Genomic DNA, 14,853 nt, shown 5'->3' on the forward strand with positions numbered 1-14,853 from the left:
TTGCCTTGCGTTCGTCACTGCAGATTGACGGCAGAAGCCAGGTTCAATAGCAAAGGCTGGAGCAGGGAGAACTCAAGCAGCTTGTCAGGATTTGCGGTATGACGATATTGGTGACCGGCGGTGCCGGCTTCATTGGGAGCAATTTTGTTCTGGACTGGCTGGCCCACACCGATGAGCCGGTGGTCAATGTGGACAAGCTTACCTATGCCGGCAATCTTCGGAACCTCAGTGCGCTAGAGGGGGACGCGCGGCACTTCTTTCTGCGTGAGGATATATGCGATGGTTCACGGATGCTGGATATCATCGCCACACACAGACCAAGAGCTGTCATCAATTTTGCGGCGGAGTCCCATGTAGATCGGTCGATCGCGGGCCCGGAAGAGTTTATCCAAACCAATGTGGTCGGCTGTTTTCGGCTCTTGGAGGCTGTCCGCGAAGCATCCAATGGATTCTCCGACGCGTGGATGTCGAGTTTCAGATTTGTGCAGGTGTCGACCGATGAGGTCTATGGTAGCCTCACTCCTTCGGCGCCCGCGTTCTCAGAAGCGAACCGATTTGAGCCCAACAGTCCTTATTCAGCGTCCAAAGCGGCCGCGGATCATCTTGCACGGGCCTACTGGCATACCTACGGTTTGCCGACAGTTACCACCAATTGCTCAAACAATTACGGTCCGTTCCATTTTCCTGAAAAGTTGATTCCGCTTTGCATCAACAATGCGCTGGCTGGCCTTCCTTTGCCTCTCTATGGAGACGGTCGCCAGGTCCGGGATTGGCTCTTCGTCCGGGATCATTGCGCCGCCCTGAGGGTCGTGCTCGAGAGGGGGATTCCAGGAGAAACCTATAATATCGGCGGAAAGGCGGAAGTCACAAACCTTGAGGTTGTGCAAATGATTTGTGACATCCTCGATGAATTGCGCCCTGATCCCTTATCTGGCTCATACCGGCGTCTCATCACGTTCGTGAAAGATCGCCCCGGACACGACCGCCGCTATGCGATTGATGCATCAAAGATCGAGTCACAGCTGGGCTGGTATCCTCGCGTTGCTTTCAGAGACGGGCTCCGGCAGACGATAGAATGGTATCTGGACAATGAGGATTGGGTGTCGGGCATTACGAGCGGTGCATATAGGGACTGGATCAGGCGACAATATGGGTCGGGCGAATGAAGATCCTGCTGCTTGGACGAGACGGTCAGGTCGGATTCGAATTGCGACGGGCTCTCGCGCCTTTGGGCGACGTGGTGGCAGTCGGGCGACTTACCTGTGACTTCGAAAATGAGGAGGACATCAAGCGCACAATCAACGCTGTAGGTCCTGACGTTATCGTCAATGCGGCTGCGTTCACCAAGGTTGATCTTGCTGAGCGTGAAACGCAGAGGGCCTATGCCATAAATTCGGAAGCTGTCAGCCTTATCGGCCGTGAAGCAGCGCAGATTGGAGCGCTTGTAGTCCACTATTCGACCGACTATGTTTTCGATGGTCTATCAACCGAGGCATATCGGGAAAACTCGGCGGCCAATCCTCTGGGAACCTATGGCAAGAGCAAGCTTGAGGGCGAGCGGCGCTTGGCGGAAAGTGGGGCTCAGCATCTCATCTTCAGAACGAGTTGGGTCTATGGTCTGCACGGGGGCAATTTTGCAAAGACCATTCTCAAGTTAGCCCGCGAAAGAGAAGAATTAAGCGTCGTCTCGGACCAGTTCGGCGCCCCCACGTCGGCGTGCCTTATCGCTGATGTGACAGCCCACGCTCTCGTCCGGACCAAAGCGCGACCGTCGCTGCAAGGACTTTATCACCTGACAGCAAGTGGGTCTACGAATTGGCACGCTTACGCCTGTCGCCTTGTTGAAAAGGCGCGTGCGGCAGGGCTGCCTCTCCGCGTTGACGTCGGCGGAATCCGCAGTGTGTCCTCTCTTGAATATGCGACGGTCGCGCGTAGGCCGGCGAATTCGCTCCTGGATACGAGCAAGCTTTGTCAAGCTTTCCAGTTCAGGCTTCCGGCCTGGACGGATGGTGTCGATTATTTCCTCGAGCAGTTCATCGGTGATCATGTCACAGCGTAAAGGTATAGTACTTGCCGGAGGATCTGGCACCCGACTTCACCCGGCGACCATTGCTGTGTCCAAGCAGCTTTTACCCGTGTATGACAAGCCGATGATATACTATCCTCTGTCGACGCTTATGCTCGCGGGGATCAGGGAAATACTGATAATCTCGACTCCGCAAGACACGCCGCGCTTCCGGCAACTGTTGGGAGATGGTCGTCAATGGGGGGTGCGCTTTGAATATGCCGTGCAGCCCAGTCCCGGTGGACTTGCGCAGGCTTTCACTATCGGGCGTGAATTCCTCGGGGGATCCCATTCGGTTCTGATCCTGGGGGACAACATCTTCTATGGTCACGACCTCGCGAGGGAGCTTCGTGTCGCGGAACGATCGAATGAAGGAGCCCGGATTTTCGCTTATCACGTCCACGACCCTGCACGGTATGGTGTGGTCGAATTCGGGCCGGATGGACAAGCCATGAGTTTGGAAGAGAAGCCTCTGAAGCCGAAATCAAATTATGCGGTTACCGGATTATACTTCTATGATGGTCAAGCGCCCGACATCGCCATGACGTTGCAACCCTCGGCGCGCGGCGAACTCGAAATCACGGATCTCAATAAAAGGTACCTAGAGCAGGGCCAGCTTAATGTGCAAGTTTTGGGCCGCGGCCACGCCTGGCTTGATACCGGCACTCACGACAGTCTTCTGGATGCCAGCCAGTTTATTGCAACTATAGAAAAGCGCCAGGGTTTGAAAATCGCCTGTCCTGAGGAAATAGCATTCCGAATGGGGTGGATCAGTGCCCCCGAACTGGAGCAATTGGCGTCGTCTTTGCACAAGACATCTTACGGCGAGTATCTGCTCAAAATACTGAACGAGCCGGTTTTCTGATGAGAGCTTATCGCACCCGCATTCACGACGTCATGGTATTCGAGCCCACCGTTTTTGAGGATGGGCGCGGATACTTCTTCGAGAGCTTCAACGAGCAACGGTTCAAAGAGGCGACCGGCGAACCCATTGCTTTCGTTCAGGACAACCAATCCCGAAGCGGGAGAGGGGTGTTGCGCGGCCTTCACTTTCAGGTGGCGCCGAAAGCGCAAGGCAAGCTTGTCCGGGTGCTGTCTGGCGAGATCTTTGATGTCGCGGTTGATCTTCGTCGCGATTCATCCAGCTTCGGATCGTGGGTCGGCGAAGTGCTGTCCTCTGAAAACAGAAAGCAACTGTGGATCCCCGCCGGTTTCGCTCATGGTTTTCAGGTGCTCAGCGACGTGGCCGACGTGTTTTACAAGGCAACAGACTTCTATTCGCCGAAACACGAGCGCTCGATTCGTTGGGACGACAGAGACCTCGCCATTCAGTGGCCGGACCGGCAGCTCCCGAATGTGTCTGAGAAAGACGCGTGTGCGCCGTCCTTTTCTGAATATGTCGCCCATTCTGCGTCCTCTGAAAATCTACCCTAATGCTCCTAGCGCCCAGGTAGGGCGCTTGCTTCAGGTCTCGATTGGACGCTATACCCAGCGCGAACCGCAGATACGGTTCCCAGGAGTGATTTATGAAGGTATTGGTCACCGGCGCAGCAGGCTTCATCGGCTCCGCGCTGTCGCAAAGATTGCTCGAGCGCGGCGATACGGTTATCGGTTTCGACAATCATAACGACTACTATGATCCCTTAATCAAAGATGCGAGGGTCAGTCGAAATCTGAAGCACGGAAATTACGCTCATGTAAGGGCCGATCTCGCGGACAAGGCAGCAGTCGACTCCTGTTTTACCGAATATCGGCCTAGCCGTGTAGTAAATCTCGCCGCCCAAGCGGGGGTCAGGTATTCGATTGACAATCCCCTGGTGTATGCCCAGAGCAACATTACGGGATTTCTGCATGTCCTGGAGGCTTGCCGACACGGCGAAGTGGATCATCTCGTCTACGCCTCAAGCTCGAGCGTATATGGCGCGAATACTTCGATGCCTTTTTCTGTTCACGACAACGTCGACCATCCGCTGTCGCTCTATGCGGCCAGCAAGAAGGCGAATGAGTTGATGGCGCATTGCTACAGCCATTTGTATCATCTTCCGACGACGGGACTGCGCTTCTTCACCGTTTATGGACCATGGGGGCGTCCGGACATGGCGCTTTTCAAGTTCACCCAGGCGATTGTGGAGGGCAGGCCAATCCAAGTGTTCAACCACGGTCAACATCGACGAGACTTCACCTACATAGATGACATTGTTGAAGGCATCGTTCGAGTGCTGGATAGCCCGGCTTGCCCAAACTCGGATTGGGACGGGTCTTCCCCAGACCCTGGGACAAGTGCTGCTCCCTGGCGGGTCTACAACATTGGCAACAGTTCCCCGGTCCATCTCATGGATTACATCAGCGCGCTCGAAGTGGCCTTAGGCAAGAAGGCTGATATAGAGTATCTCCCTCTGCAGCCTGGCGATGTTCCGGATACCTATGCCGACGTTACCGATCTCGCAAACGACTTTGGCTATCGCCCGACTACGACTGTGGCCGAGGGGGTTGCAAGTTTCGTGCACTGGTATCTCGACTACTTCGGAGTGAAGCAATGAACATTTTGGCGGAATCTACCGTGGCGGTTGTGGGCCTCGGCTATGTCGGTTTGCCTCTGGCCATCGAACTGGGAAAGTCCTACCGCACAATTGGATTCGATTTGTCCGAGGCCAAGATCGAGAGCTTCCGTCGGAATTGTGACCCGACGGGCGAGGTGTCGCCAGAAGATTTCGCCAAGGCGAGCCGATTGATGGTAACCACCGATTCTTCTCTCTTGAAGCAGGCCGACATAATTATTGTTGCTGTGCCTACTCCAGTCGGCGAGGCACATGTTCCGGATTTTGGTCCGTTGCGCAGCGCATCTGTGACCGTTGGCCAAAACCTAAAGCATGGTTCGATCGTGGTGTACGAGTCGACGGTTTATCCCGGAGCGACTGAGGAGGTCTGTATACCGCTTCTCGAAATGCACTCCGGTATGCGCTGGAAAGAAGGTTTCCACGTTGGCTATTCGCCCGAGCGTGTTAATCCGGGCGACAAGGAGCGCACGATTACGAAGATCGTCAAGGTCGTGTCTGCCGATGATGCAAAGACTCTTGAAACGCTAAGCGAACTGTACAGCTCAGTGATTACGGCAGGTGTCTATTGCGCTTCGTCAATCAAGGTGGCCGAAGCGGCCAAGGTCATTGAGAACACCCAGCGCGACCTCAATATCGCACTCATGAACGAACTCGCCATCATATTCGACAAGCTGGGTATTGACAGCTCCGAAGTGCTCGCGGCCGCCGGTACGAAATGGAACTTTTTGAACTTCAGGCCTGGCTTGGTCGGTGGCCACTGTATCGGTGTCGATCCCTACTATCTCACGCATAAGGCTGAGATGTTGGGCTATCATCCAGAAGTGATACTCGCTGGCCGGCGCATCAACGACAGTATGCCGAGTTTCATTGCTCAGCAGACTGTCAAATTGATGATCAACGGCGGCAGTTACGTGAAGAATGCCAAGGTTTCGGTCCTGGGTCTCACGTTCAAAGAAAACTGTCCCGATCTTCGCAATTCCAAAGTCGCCGATCTTGTGAAGGAGCTTCAGGAGTACGGATGTCATGTCGTGGTTCACGATCCGCGGGCCTCTAGCGAGGAGGCATTGATGGAGTATGGGATCACCCTTAGCAGCTGGGATCAACTTTCGGGCGCCGACGCGGTTGTGGCTGCGGTGGCCCATCAGGAGTATCTCGAAATGCCAGTCGGGGACCTGACTTCACTACTGAAGCCAGGTGGTGCGTTTGTCGATGTGAAGTCGGCCTACAAGATTGACTCGGAGCCTTTTTCCGGTATTGCGTGCTGGAGGCTCTAGCTTAGCTTGACCGGAAAAACCCCGGCGTTCCCCACAAAATGAAAGGTTTGAGCTTCGATGCTCCCACCTCAAGTCATTGCCGAAATCGGCCAGGCTCATGACGGCAGCTTGGGCATGTTGCATTCGATGATTGACGCCATAGCGGCGACAGGCGCTCGGGTCATCAAATTCCAGATGCATATCGCCGAAGCCGAAAGCAGTGTTCACGACGAATTTCGCGTCAGATTTTCGCGGGTAGATGCGACGCGCTATGACTATTGGAAGCGGATGGAGTTGACGCCCGAGCAATGGGCCGAGGTCAAGTCCCATTGCGAAAGTCTGGGGTGTGAGTTTTTTTGCACACCCTTTTCCGTGCGTGCAGTGAACCTCTTAGAAGATCTCGGCGTGGCGCGTTACAAGGTTGGCTCGGGGGACGTCAACAATCTGCTTCTGCTGGAAGCAATCGCTCGAACGGGCAAGCCCGCGATACTGTCCAGCGGAATGAGCACTCTCGACGAACTGGACCGTGCGGTTGAACTGTTGCGGGGCCGCTGCGGAAGCTTGGCAGTGATGCAATGCACTTCGCAATATCCTGTGAAGCCTGAGCGCTGGGGGCTGAATCACATCGGTGAACTGCGGTCACGCTACGGCTTGCCGACTGGCCTTTCCGATCATTCGGGCACCATCTTTCCTGGGTTGGCTGCTGTGGCGCTTGGGGCGTCACTCATTGAGGTGCATGCCGTCTTCGACAAGCAGATGTTTGGTCCTGACGCGACTTCGTCTCTGTCAATGTCCGAGCTTGGGCAGTTGGTGAAAGGGGTCGGAGATATTGCTACAGCTCTGGCCACCCATGGGTCCAAAAACGACGTCAGTGAGTTTTCGAACATGAGGCGCCTTTTTGGCCGCTCCTTGACGGTCGCAAAAGATTTGCAGCAGGGCTCTGTATTGACCTTCTCCGACTTGGAGGCCGCGAAGCCGGGTGGATATGGAATTGAACCTCGCGAGTATGAACTCGTGCTTGGCAAACGGTTGAAACGATCCCTGACTAGGGGAAGTTTTTTGACGGAAGGCGACATTGAATGAAAAAGAAGGTCTGTATCGTAGTTGCCAGCCGCGCGAACTACGGTCGAATCAAGTCCGTCATGCGAGCAGTGCAGGATCATCCAGATCTTGAGTTGCAGCTAATTGTCAGCGCTTCTGCTCTCTTATATCGGTTCGGGAACGTAATTGATATCATCAAGCAGGACGGTTTCGAAGTTACTTCGAGAATATACTCCATCGTCGAAGGCGAGAACCTGACCACAATGGCCAAATCGGTTGGCCTTGGCATTATGGAACTCACCACCCAGTTCGAGAATCTTCAACCCGACATTGTTCTGACTGTCGCTGACCGATTTGAAACAATGGCGACCGCGATTGCGGCAGCCTACATGAATATTCGAGTGGCCCACACGCAAGGCGGGGAGCTTACCGGTTCAATCGATGAAAGCGTACGGCACTCGATCACAAAGCTCTCCCATCTCCATTTCGTTTCCACCGATTTGGCGCGAGAGCGTGTTCTGCGAATGGGCGAGAATGAAGACTATGTCTTCAATACCGGCTGCCCTTCGATAGACGCCATTGCCGAACTTGATTTGACCTTGCCCAAGGACTTCTTCTTAAGCCACGGCGGTGCCGGACATGAGATTGACATGTCGAAGCCATATCTCGTGGTCTTGCAGCATCCCGTCACGACTGAGTTCGGATCTGGTCTCGATCAAATCAATCAAACATTGGCGGCTGTGGCGGGAACCGGGATGCAGGCCGTTTGGCTATGGCCGAATGTCGATGCGGGGTCTGACGATGTCTCGAAGGGGCTGCGCATGTACCGCGAGCGTAATCGGGACGCGCCAATTCGTTTCTTCCGCAATTTTGCGGTTGAGGATTACGCACGCGTTATCAACAACGCTGCGTGCCTGGTGGGCAATTCTTCTAGCGGGATCCGCGAGTCAGCCTATCTTGGCGTTCCAACAGTGAATGTCGGTTCTCGGCAGCATGCGCGAGAACGAGCGGCAAACGTGACTGATGTTCCCTACTCGGCGACAGCGATCAAAGACGCAATCATCAAGCAGGTGGCGCATGGTCGCTATGAAGCTGATCATCTGTATGGAGACGGCAAGAGCGGCGTGCGCATTGCCAAGCTTCTCGCAGAAGTTGAGGCGCCCATCCAAAAAACTCTAGCTTATTGATCGGATCGATAATGTCTGAGCGGACTTCTGGGGATATCGAGAACTTTGACAAGAGCTGGCGTACTCGCAAGGAGGCGCTCTACAATCACTGGACAGCGGGGCGCCCCAACAATCAGATTCAGCTTGCGTTTCGGTCTCACTGGGAAGTGTTTCGAGAACTCATTGGACCCTTGGCTTCGGCAAAGGGAAAGGTGCTTGAAGTCGGCTGTGGGAGGGGGAGTCTTTCCAGCTATTTTGCCCAGGATGGATGGGACTGTACCCTGCTTGACTACAGTCCAGCCGTGCTAGAGACGGCTAAGGCCGTCTTTTCCAGAAACGGTCACAACGCTGAATACGTTCCGGGCGATGCGAATGCACTGCCGTTTCCCGACGGCTCATTCGACGTCACATGCAGCATCGGTCTGCTTGAGCATTTCGAGAATGTCGGTCGTGTCATGGAGGAGCAGGCGAGAGTATTGAAGCCCGGTGGCTGGTTCCTGGGGTATGTCGTCCCAGAACGTCCAGACAACGTCCAGAGATATTTCAATTGGGTCAATAGGATACTCAAGTTCTTTGCGTCATTTGGCGGAGCTGACAAGAAATCAACTGCTGCGAAGCCAGACATTTACCGGAGCGATTTCCAATCCAGCCATTATGTGGCCGCGTTGAATAATGTCCAGTTTAAGAATCTGACTGTGTTCGGCATGTATCCGATGCCGATGATTAGCCACAGTCCACAATTTCCTTTTTCCTTGCTGCCGAAACCACTGGAACTGGTCTTAACGCGAACGTTTGAGTTTGCGCTTGCTGTCCGCCAGAAGTTGCTCGGTCGTCACGGTTGGATTTGTGACGAGAAAAATGGCCAGGCGTTCCTGATTGCTTTTCAAAAGGGCGGCGACAACGAATGAAAGTCGTCAATGCCGAGTCGCTGGCTTATCCGGCTGAGGCGCGCGCTTTGCTGGCGTCTCTCGGCGAGGTGGTTGAACTCGATGGCGAGAGGAGTTTGTTGATACATGAGGCATCAGATGCGGACATTTTGATTGTTCGGCTCGGCAATCAAATCGACAATGAAGTTCTTTCGGCCTGCAGAAAATTGCGGGTAATCGTGTCTGCCACTACTGGCCTCAACCACGTTGACGTGGAAGAGGCGTCGCGTCGCGGTATTGTTCTTATCAGTCTCAAGGGCGATCTGGCCTTTCTGGAGTCTGTAACAGCCACGGCAGAACACGCCTGGGGGCTTTTGCTGTCGCTCGCACGCCACCAGCTTGCTTCAAGCAGAAGTGTTGTCGAGGGGGAGTGGGATCGGGATCGTTTCAAGGGCACGCAACTGTCAGGCAAGACTATAGGTATTCTAGGTCTCGGTCGGCTCGGTCGGATGGTCGCGGAATATGCCCGTGCATTCCGAATGAACGTTCTCTTTTGTGACCCTCACGTGCATGGCGAGGTGGAAGGAGGGCGAAAAGTCGAAATGCTCGATCTTTTCGAGATGAGTGATGTGGTCTCGGTCCACGCCTCGTTTTCCGAGAGCAATCGCCGTATTGTCAACGCCGACTGTTTTTCTCGGATGAAGAGCACGGCATTTTTTATCAATACGGCGCGTGGTGAACTCGTTGATGAACAGGCTTTGCTGCATGCGCTTGAGCAAAATCGAATCGCTGGCGCCGCCTTGGATGTGCTTGACGCAGAGGCTGGCAAGTCTCATGCGTGGTTCCACGACCATCCTCTGGTCAGGTACTCCCGTCTGAACGAAAATCTCGTTATAACGCCCCACATTGGCGGAGCGACTGCCGAGTCGATGAAGAATGCAGAGATCCATGTCGTCAAAAAGCTAATGGATTTCCTATCAGCCTCTGGCGGCTCGCTGCCGGTCCAGAGATCCGTCTAGAACTGATTTTTAGTCGTCGGAAGACATATGACATGACAGGAGAAATAATAATGAATCGTGCGCCACTGAAAGGCATTGTTCCCGTCGTTGTCGTCCCAATGACTCGCGGAGGTGAGCCAGACGTTGAGGGTATTCACCGCCATATCGAATTTCTGATCTCCGCAGGTGTTGGTGGAATGTGGGCACTCGGGTCCGCCAGCGAAGACATCAACATGTCGGTGAAGCAGCGCCTTAAGGTCGCAAGAGCTACTGCCGAAGCTGTGCGAGGTCGCGTGCCCGTCGTGATGGGTTCTGGTTTGACATCGATCGGGGATATACTCGATTACGCGGAACAACTGTCTGATCTTGAGTTTCATGGACTTCATGTCTTGCCATATGACCTCAAGATGGGAGACGCTCGTCTTATCCATCTGATCGAAACGCTGGCAGACAAGCTGCCGTGGCCGCTGTGGATGTACCATAATCCGAAAAGGGGTCGTCCTTTTACTGACGACATCATCGGCCGCGTGAAGGGTCATCACAATGTCGGTGGAATCAAGATTGGCGGCTACAATCTGACTGAGTTGACGCGGACTATGATGCATAAATCCGCGGATTTTGATGTCGTCGGTGCTGGCGGCGGGCAGCTGTATCAGATGTTGTCCCTAGGGGCAGAGGCGCATACCACCAGCGAAGCTTCCGTGTTCCCAGAGCGATTTATCGAAGTCATCGAAGCGTTCAAGCAAGGAGAATTCTCCAAGGCGCGAGAACTGCAATTCAACATCATTCGCTTCTCCAAGTCCTTGCCCAGGAATGAGAACGGTGAGTATTGCGCCGAGGAGAAGTACATGCTTCAGCTTCGCGGGATGTGCGATGAATGGGTCAATCCACTTTACCGCACCTTGACCGATGCTGAGAAGGCCAAAGTGCGCGAGGCTCTTCTGGCTCATGGTCATGAATGGGCCCGTGACTGATGGGGGATGCCAGTTGCGAAAGGTTTTGGCGGTTATTCCTGCGAAACTCACATCTGTGCGAATTCCCAGAAAAAATCTCGAAAAGCTACTGGAATTAGAGCTATTCCTTTTTTCAGTTCGTGCTGCACAACTCGCAGCCAGCGTCGATCGTGTGGTCGTAAGCAGCGAGAGCACAGAACTGCTTGAACTCGCTGGCAGATATGGTGCTCAGACTGTCCTTCGTCCTGCCGAGCTCTCCGGTGAGCGTGTTACAAATCAGGCAGTAATCGGTCATGTTGTTGAGCAGATGAGGGCCTGCGAAGGTTGGAGTGCCGATCTTGTTGTTTTGTTGCAGCCGACGCATCCATTTCGTGTGCCGGCTGACATCAATGACGCAGTTGCCGCTCTATGCCGAGATCCGGATGCCGACAGCGTTTTCGCTGTGAAACAAGACAAGGGTCTGTTTGGGCGGATGTCTGGTGAGCTCTTTGTGCCCGATGTCGCCTTGCCCAGAGTTCGGGACAAGGAGGAGCGAAGGTTCGTAAATACGGGGAATTTCTACATCTTGAATGTCGCCCGGACGATCGACAGAGGTGTGTTCTTCGGCCACCATATCCTTGGTTTCCCGATCAGCAGGCCGGACTTGGAGATCGATATTGATGAGCCCATAGATCTGGCCGTCGCAAGGGCCATGGCCGAATTCTACGAGCCGGAGCTGAGGAAGTTGGGTTTGTTGGAGGGCCGGCAATGAAGATACTTGGCGTTACCCAAGGGGCGGGACTAACTGTCTACCTCCGATTGGTCGAAATGCTCGCTCGCGAGTTTCCGACATTCGAGGGGGCGGCTTATGTTTCTGACTCGCTTGCATACCGGTCCATTGAACCGCGGGAGCCGAGTTTGCGCGACGGCCGTTTGAAGCTCTTGTTTGAATGGGACATCACTTCCGCCTCGAAGCATACGGAGCCCGACTGGGACTACCTGCGCGAGCAAGAGCAGAGTTTAGGTGATCCAGTCCTGTGGAACGTATTGTTGGCTGACCGGCGGATTTTTTTCGGTCGAGCGTGCAAGTTTCGCCAGGATTATCGCCCCCGTTTCGACCATGAGCAGATGGGTGCCATACTCACGGTGGCTCTTCGGCAAATTCAAGCATTTGTGGATGATTTCAGACCGGACGTCGTGATCGGATTCGGAACGGCCACGTTCGGCGATTACCTTCTGTACAGAATCGCAAAGGTCCGGGGCATTCCATACCTTCTGCTGAAATCCACGAAGATTGGAAACTATGTCTCATTGAACGATGACGCAGTTGCACTCTCCGCTCATATCAAGGACGTCTTAGACGGTCGCCAGCATTTGGACCCGACCACCTTGGATGAAGCCCGCCGTCATATCAGAAGCATCCGCGAGCGCGGCGTGCGTTATGAGGGGGCATTAAAATCCGCAGCAAAGGTTAGGTTCGTGTCAGGGGCTCGAGGGCTCGCCGCAGGTTTGGTGCGCGAGCTCAAAACCGCATTGGATCCTGTGGTGAGGAGCGACAACCATGTCGACAGCACACTTGCCCATGCATGGCACGCGAACTTTCGACAGCCTCTCAGTGCAGCCTTCATCCGCTATCGGCTGAGGGGGGCAATGCTCCAAGTGAAGGATCTGGAAACCGTTGCTGGATACGCATTCTTTCCGCTGCATTTCGAACCGGAAGTATCGATCCAGGTCTTCGGCAGGCCGTTTCAAAACCAGATAGAACTTGTCCGAAACCTTGCACTGGCCCTTCCCGCTGGAATGTTACTGGTGGTCAAGGAGCATCCCCGCTCGGTCGGCTTCCGGCCGCTCGGATACTATCGCAAGCTTCTGGATATTCCGAATGTAAGGCTGGTTGATCCTCAAATTCCCACACATGTCGTCACCCGCGGTTCGTCGCTTGTCGCCGTGATATCCGGAAGCACGGGACTTGAGGCTGCTATATGCGGTAAGCCAGTCCTTGTTTTCGGGACGCCGACCTACAACGCTCTGTCCGACCGAATGATCTGCAGGGTTTCAAATCTCCATTCGCTTGGCTCCGATATCCGTGACTTGCTATCGCGCTACGCGTCCGATGAGACTAACTTGGAGGAGTTCGTGGGCGCGCATATCCAAGGTTCCGTCCCCATCGACCTCTATAGCGTGCTCCTGCGTAAACAGGGCAGGGTAAACGAGGGTCGAACAACAATGTCTGAAGAAGAAAAGCGCCGGACAGATTATGACCAGCTTTCGCGCTACGTAGTAACGCGCATATCGGACGTTGCAGGGAGCAAGACCAGCGATTGAAAAAAAAGGCAGATATTCCAGGGGCTGGTAGAGCGGCAAAGAATCTCGTTGCAGGTTGGATCGTCCAGCTCGCTGGGGTTCTGTACGCTTTCGTCACTGTACCATTGATTACGCGTGCCTTTGGATTCGAAGGGCTGGGGATCTGGCTGATCATACAGCAGGTCAGCGGGCACCTTCAGCTGTTCGAGATCGGAATAAATACAAGCCTTGGTCGATACTTGTCTCGCTTTCTGGCCCAGTCAGATATGCAAAAGCATAATGCGTATCTGTCAGCGGCATTCATCATACTCAGTGGCGCATGCCTTATTGTGCTGCTTTCGACGGCCTTCATCAGCGCCCACCTGGCGGATATATTTGACATAACTTCGAGTTATGGCGCTCAGGCCTTTTGGATGGTCTTGTTCGCAGGGGTGGCTACTGGATTAATGCTGCCCCTTAGGGTCGGCCTCGGCGTCTTGGCAAGTCGCCACCGATTTGACATCATTTCCAAGTGGGAGTTGGTCGTAGTTGCGCTGAAGTTGTTCACCGTGCTCTTGGTGTGCTTTGGTCTCCGCGAGGATGGGCTCGTTTGGCTCAGCCTAGGGGTCTTTGGCTCCATGCTTTTATGCGGTTTTCTGTTGTTTTTTGAGAGTCTTCGGACGCTTCCTGAAAGCCGCATTGCCCTCTCATTCGTTACGTGGGCTTCAGCGAAAGCGTTGCTTAGCATTAGCGCGTCTACTCTCATTATCTCCGCGGCCGCGGTTGTACTTCGCCAAGGAGCTCCGATGTTCGTTGGCGTTCAGTTCGGTGTCGAGGCGGTGCCGCTGCTTGCGCTACCTCTTATGATCGTCACAACGATTGGCCCATTCGTCAATATTACAAACAAACTCATTGCACCCATAGCGAGCCATGCTGATGCCACTCATCAACGTGAAAGACTGTTCAACATAGTTTCCTTCTCGTCTCAATATGCACTTTCGGGTGCTTTTGGTTTGTTATGCGTATTCGCAGCTGTCGGAAAATCATTCTTACTGATTTGGCTCGGTAAAAAAAACCTGTCGCTTGATCAGGTTTTTATAATATATGATAATACTCTATTCGTTCTTGGAAGCTTCTGTCTGAGTATACCAGCCTTGCTGGGCCGCAGTGTAATGTCTTCTGTAGGTCAGCACTGGCAAGCTGCTATTAGTGAAGTTACTTGCGTGTTGTTTGGAATGGCAGTTGGAATGCTGTTGGTGTTTTATTTCGACGCGGAGACCTGGGGGATGGCGGTGGGCGTAGGTGCCACCTACTTGGTGCGCATAATCGGGAGGGTTGTTCCTGCTCTGGCGCAATACTTTTCCGCGTCAATTTTCAAAGTCTACGTTCATATGTGGGGGCGCGCGTTTCTCATTGGCGCGTTTACACTCACTTTGGTTGTGGTTTCGCCCCGCTATCTTGGGGACAATTGGACCAATCGGCTCATCGGCGACATGGTTATCATGTCCATGTGGTCCGTACTGACGTTCGCGTTTGTGGTGAAGATGGAACACCGTGCCCTCCTCATGCAGTACCTTCGGCATCTAGGACGCTAGAGCGGGTCCTGTTCAATCTTGGTCATATCCAGAAGCCCTGCAGTAGTTTTCCCATTCCTTATGCGTGAACCGAGCTGCATCAAGGTACCGACGGCG

General features: G+C 54.0%; 14 protein-coding genes. All 14 read left to right on the forward strand.

The genetic code is table 11. The features are described from left to right. Window positions 1-98 precede the first annotated feature (98 nt). The 14 genes from rfbB to J2045_RS21420 all read left to right on the forward strand — a co-directional run bounded on the left by rfbB (window position 99) and on the right by J2045_RS21420 (window position 14,757). Complete coding sequence (gene rfbB / locus J2045_RS21355) at window positions 99-1,166, forward strand: dTDP-glucose 4,6-dehydratase (protein ID WP_166604064.1); 1,068 nt, start codon at window positions 99-101, stop codon at window positions 1,164-1,166. Continuing rightward, the gene (gene rfbD / locus J2045_RS21360) at window positions 1,163-2,059 is read left to right on the forward strand and encodes a dTDP-4-dehydrorhamnose reductase (RefSeq protein ID WP_307376940.1); all 897 of its coding nucleotides are present in this window, start codon (window positions 1,163-1,165) and stop codon (window positions 2,057-2,059) included. Before rfbB ends, rfbD begins: the two co-directional genes overlap by 4 nt. Further along, complete coding sequence (gene rfbA, locus J2045_RS21365) at window positions 2,046-2,930, forward strand: glucose-1-phosphate thymidylyltransferase RfbA (RefSeq protein WP_307376943.1); 885 nt, start codon at window positions 2,046-2,048, stop codon at window positions 2,928-2,930. The genes rfbD and rfbA overlap by 14 nt, the downstream gene beginning before the upstream one ends. Then, window positions 2,930-3,499 (forward strand): dTDP-4-dehydrorhamnose 3,5-epimerase, encoded by a 570-nt coding sequence (gene rfbC, locus J2045_RS21370; RefSeq protein ID WP_307376946.1) that lies wholly within the window; start codon window positions 2,930-2,932, stop codon window positions 3,497-3,499. The genes rfbA and rfbC overlap by 1 nt, the downstream gene beginning before the upstream one ends. Before the next feature lie 92 nt (window positions 3,500-3,591). Further along, window positions 3,592-4,605 carry an NAD-dependent epimerase gene (locus J2045_RS21375; RefSeq protein ID WP_307376949.1) on the forward strand — a complete coding sequence of 338 codons (1,014 nt, stop codon included), beginning with the start codon at window positions 3,592-3,594 and terminating at the stop codon, window positions 4,603-4,605. Further along, complete coding sequence (locus J2045_RS21380; protein ID WP_307376952.1) at window positions 4,602-5,897, forward strand: nucleotide sugar dehydrogenase; 1,296 nt, start codon at window positions 4,602-4,604, stop codon at window positions 5,895-5,897. The genes J2045_RS21375 and J2045_RS21380 overlap by 4 nt, the downstream gene beginning before the upstream one ends. 114 nt (window positions 5,898-6,011) lie before the next feature. Then, the gene (locus tag J2045_RS21385; protein ID WP_205911505.1) at window positions 6,012-6,959 is read left to right on the forward strand and encodes an N-acetylneuraminate synthase family protein; all 948 of its coding nucleotides are present in this window, start codon (window positions 6,012-6,014) and stop codon (window positions 6,957-6,959) included. Next, complete coding sequence (gene neuC, locus J2045_RS21390) at window positions 6,956-8,104, forward strand: UDP-N-acetylglucosamine 2-epimerase (RefSeq protein WP_166604070.1); 1,149 nt, start codon at window positions 6,956-6,958, stop codon at window positions 8,102-8,104. The genes J2045_RS21385 and neuC overlap by 4 nt, the downstream gene beginning before the upstream one ends. A gap of 11 nt (window positions 8,105-8,115) precedes the next feature. Beyond that, window positions 8,116-8,991, forward strand: coding sequence for a class I SAM-dependent methyltransferase (locus tag J2045_RS21395; RefSeq protein ID WP_307376956.1), 876 nt, complete (start codon window positions 8,116-8,118; stop codon window positions 8,989-8,991). Beyond that, window positions 8,988-9,968, forward strand: a complete 981-nt coding sequence (locus J2045_RS21400; protein ID WP_307376959.1) for an NAD(P)-dependent oxidoreductase — start codon at window positions 8,988-8,990, stop codon at window positions 9,966-9,968. Before J2045_RS21395 ends, J2045_RS21400 begins: the two co-directional genes overlap by 4 nt. Window positions 9,969-10,018: 50 nt before the next feature. Continuing rightward, entirely contained in the window at window positions 10,019-10,921 is a 903-nt protein-coding gene (locus tag J2045_RS21405; RefSeq protein ID WP_307376961.1) for a dihydrodipicolinate synthase family protein, read from the forward strand. A 13-nt stretch (window positions 10,922-10,934) separates the two neighbouring features. Continuing rightward, window positions 10,935-11,651, forward strand: a complete 717-nt coding sequence (locus J2045_RS21410) for an acylneuraminate cytidylyltransferase family protein (RefSeq protein ID WP_307376963.1) — start codon at window positions 10,935-10,937, stop codon at window positions 11,649-11,651. Next, window positions 11,648-13,204 (forward strand): capsular polysaccharide export protein, LipB/KpsS family, encoded by a 1,557-nt coding sequence (locus J2045_RS21415; RefSeq protein WP_307376965.1) that lies wholly within the window; start codon window positions 11,648-11,650, stop codon window positions 13,202-13,204. Before J2045_RS21410 ends, J2045_RS21415 begins: the two co-directional genes overlap by 4 nt. After that, on the forward strand, window positions 13,201-14,757 hold the full coding sequence (locus J2045_RS21420; RefSeq protein WP_307376967.1) for a lipopolysaccharide biosynthesis protein: 1,557 nt from the start codon (window positions 13,201-13,203) through the stop codon (window positions 14,755-14,757). Before J2045_RS21415 ends, J2045_RS21420 begins: the two co-directional genes overlap by 4 nt. Window positions 14,758-14,853: the final 96 nt, after the last annotated feature.

The sequence above is a fragment of the Peteryoungia aggregata LMG 23059 genome (assembly GCF_030814435.1).
Taxonomy (GTDB): Bacteria; Pseudomonadota; Alphaproteobacteria; order Rhizobiales; family Rhizobiaceae; genus Allorhizobium; species Allorhizobium aggregatum.

Bases quoted from the DNA above. Each gene is read 5' to 3' on its own strand.
- rfbB (WP_166604064.1), top strand. From the start codon at position 99: ATGACGATATTGGTGACCGGCGGTGCCGGCTTCATTGGGAGCAATTTT.
- rfbD (WP_307376940.1), top strand. From the start codon at position 1,163: ATGAAGATCCTGCTGCTTGGACGAGACGGTCAGGTCGGATTCGAATTG.
- rfbA (WP_307376943.1), top strand. From the start codon at position 2,046: ATGTCACAGCGTAAAGGTATAGTACTTGCCGGAGGATCTGGCACCCGA.
- rfbC (WP_307376946.1), top strand. From the start codon at position 2,930: ATGAGAGCTTATCGCACCCGCATTCACGACGTCATGGTATTCGAGCCC.
- J2045_RS21375 (WP_307376949.1), top strand. From the start codon at position 3,592: ATGAAGGTATTGGTCACCGGCGCAGCAGGCTTCATCGGCTCCGCGCTG.
- J2045_RS21380 (WP_307376952.1), top strand. From the start codon at position 4,602: ATGAACATTTTGGCGGAATCTACCGTGGCGGTTGTGGGCCTCGGCTAT.
- J2045_RS21385 (WP_205911505.1), top strand. From the start codon at position 6,012: ATGTTGCATTCGATGATTGACGCCATAGCGGCGACAGGCGCTCGGGTC.
- neuC (WP_166604070.1), top strand. From the start codon at position 6,956: ATGAAAAAGAAGGTCTGTATCGTAGTTGCCAGCCGCGCGAACTACGGT.
- J2045_RS21395 (WP_307376956.1), top strand. From the start codon at position 8,116: ATGTCTGAGCGGACTTCTGGGGATATCGAGAACTTTGACAAGAGCTGG.
- J2045_RS21400 (WP_307376959.1), top strand. From the start codon at position 8,988: ATGAAAGTCGTCAATGCCGAGTCGCTGGCTTATCCGGCTGAGGCGCGC.
- J2045_RS21405 (WP_307376961.1), top strand. From the start codon at position 10,019: ATGAATCGTGCGCCACTGAAAGGCATTGTTCCCGTCGTTGTCGTCCCA.
- J2045_RS21415 (WP_307376965.1), top strand. From the start codon at position 11,648: ATGAAGATACTTGGCGTTACCCAAGGGGCGGGACTAACTGTCTACCTC.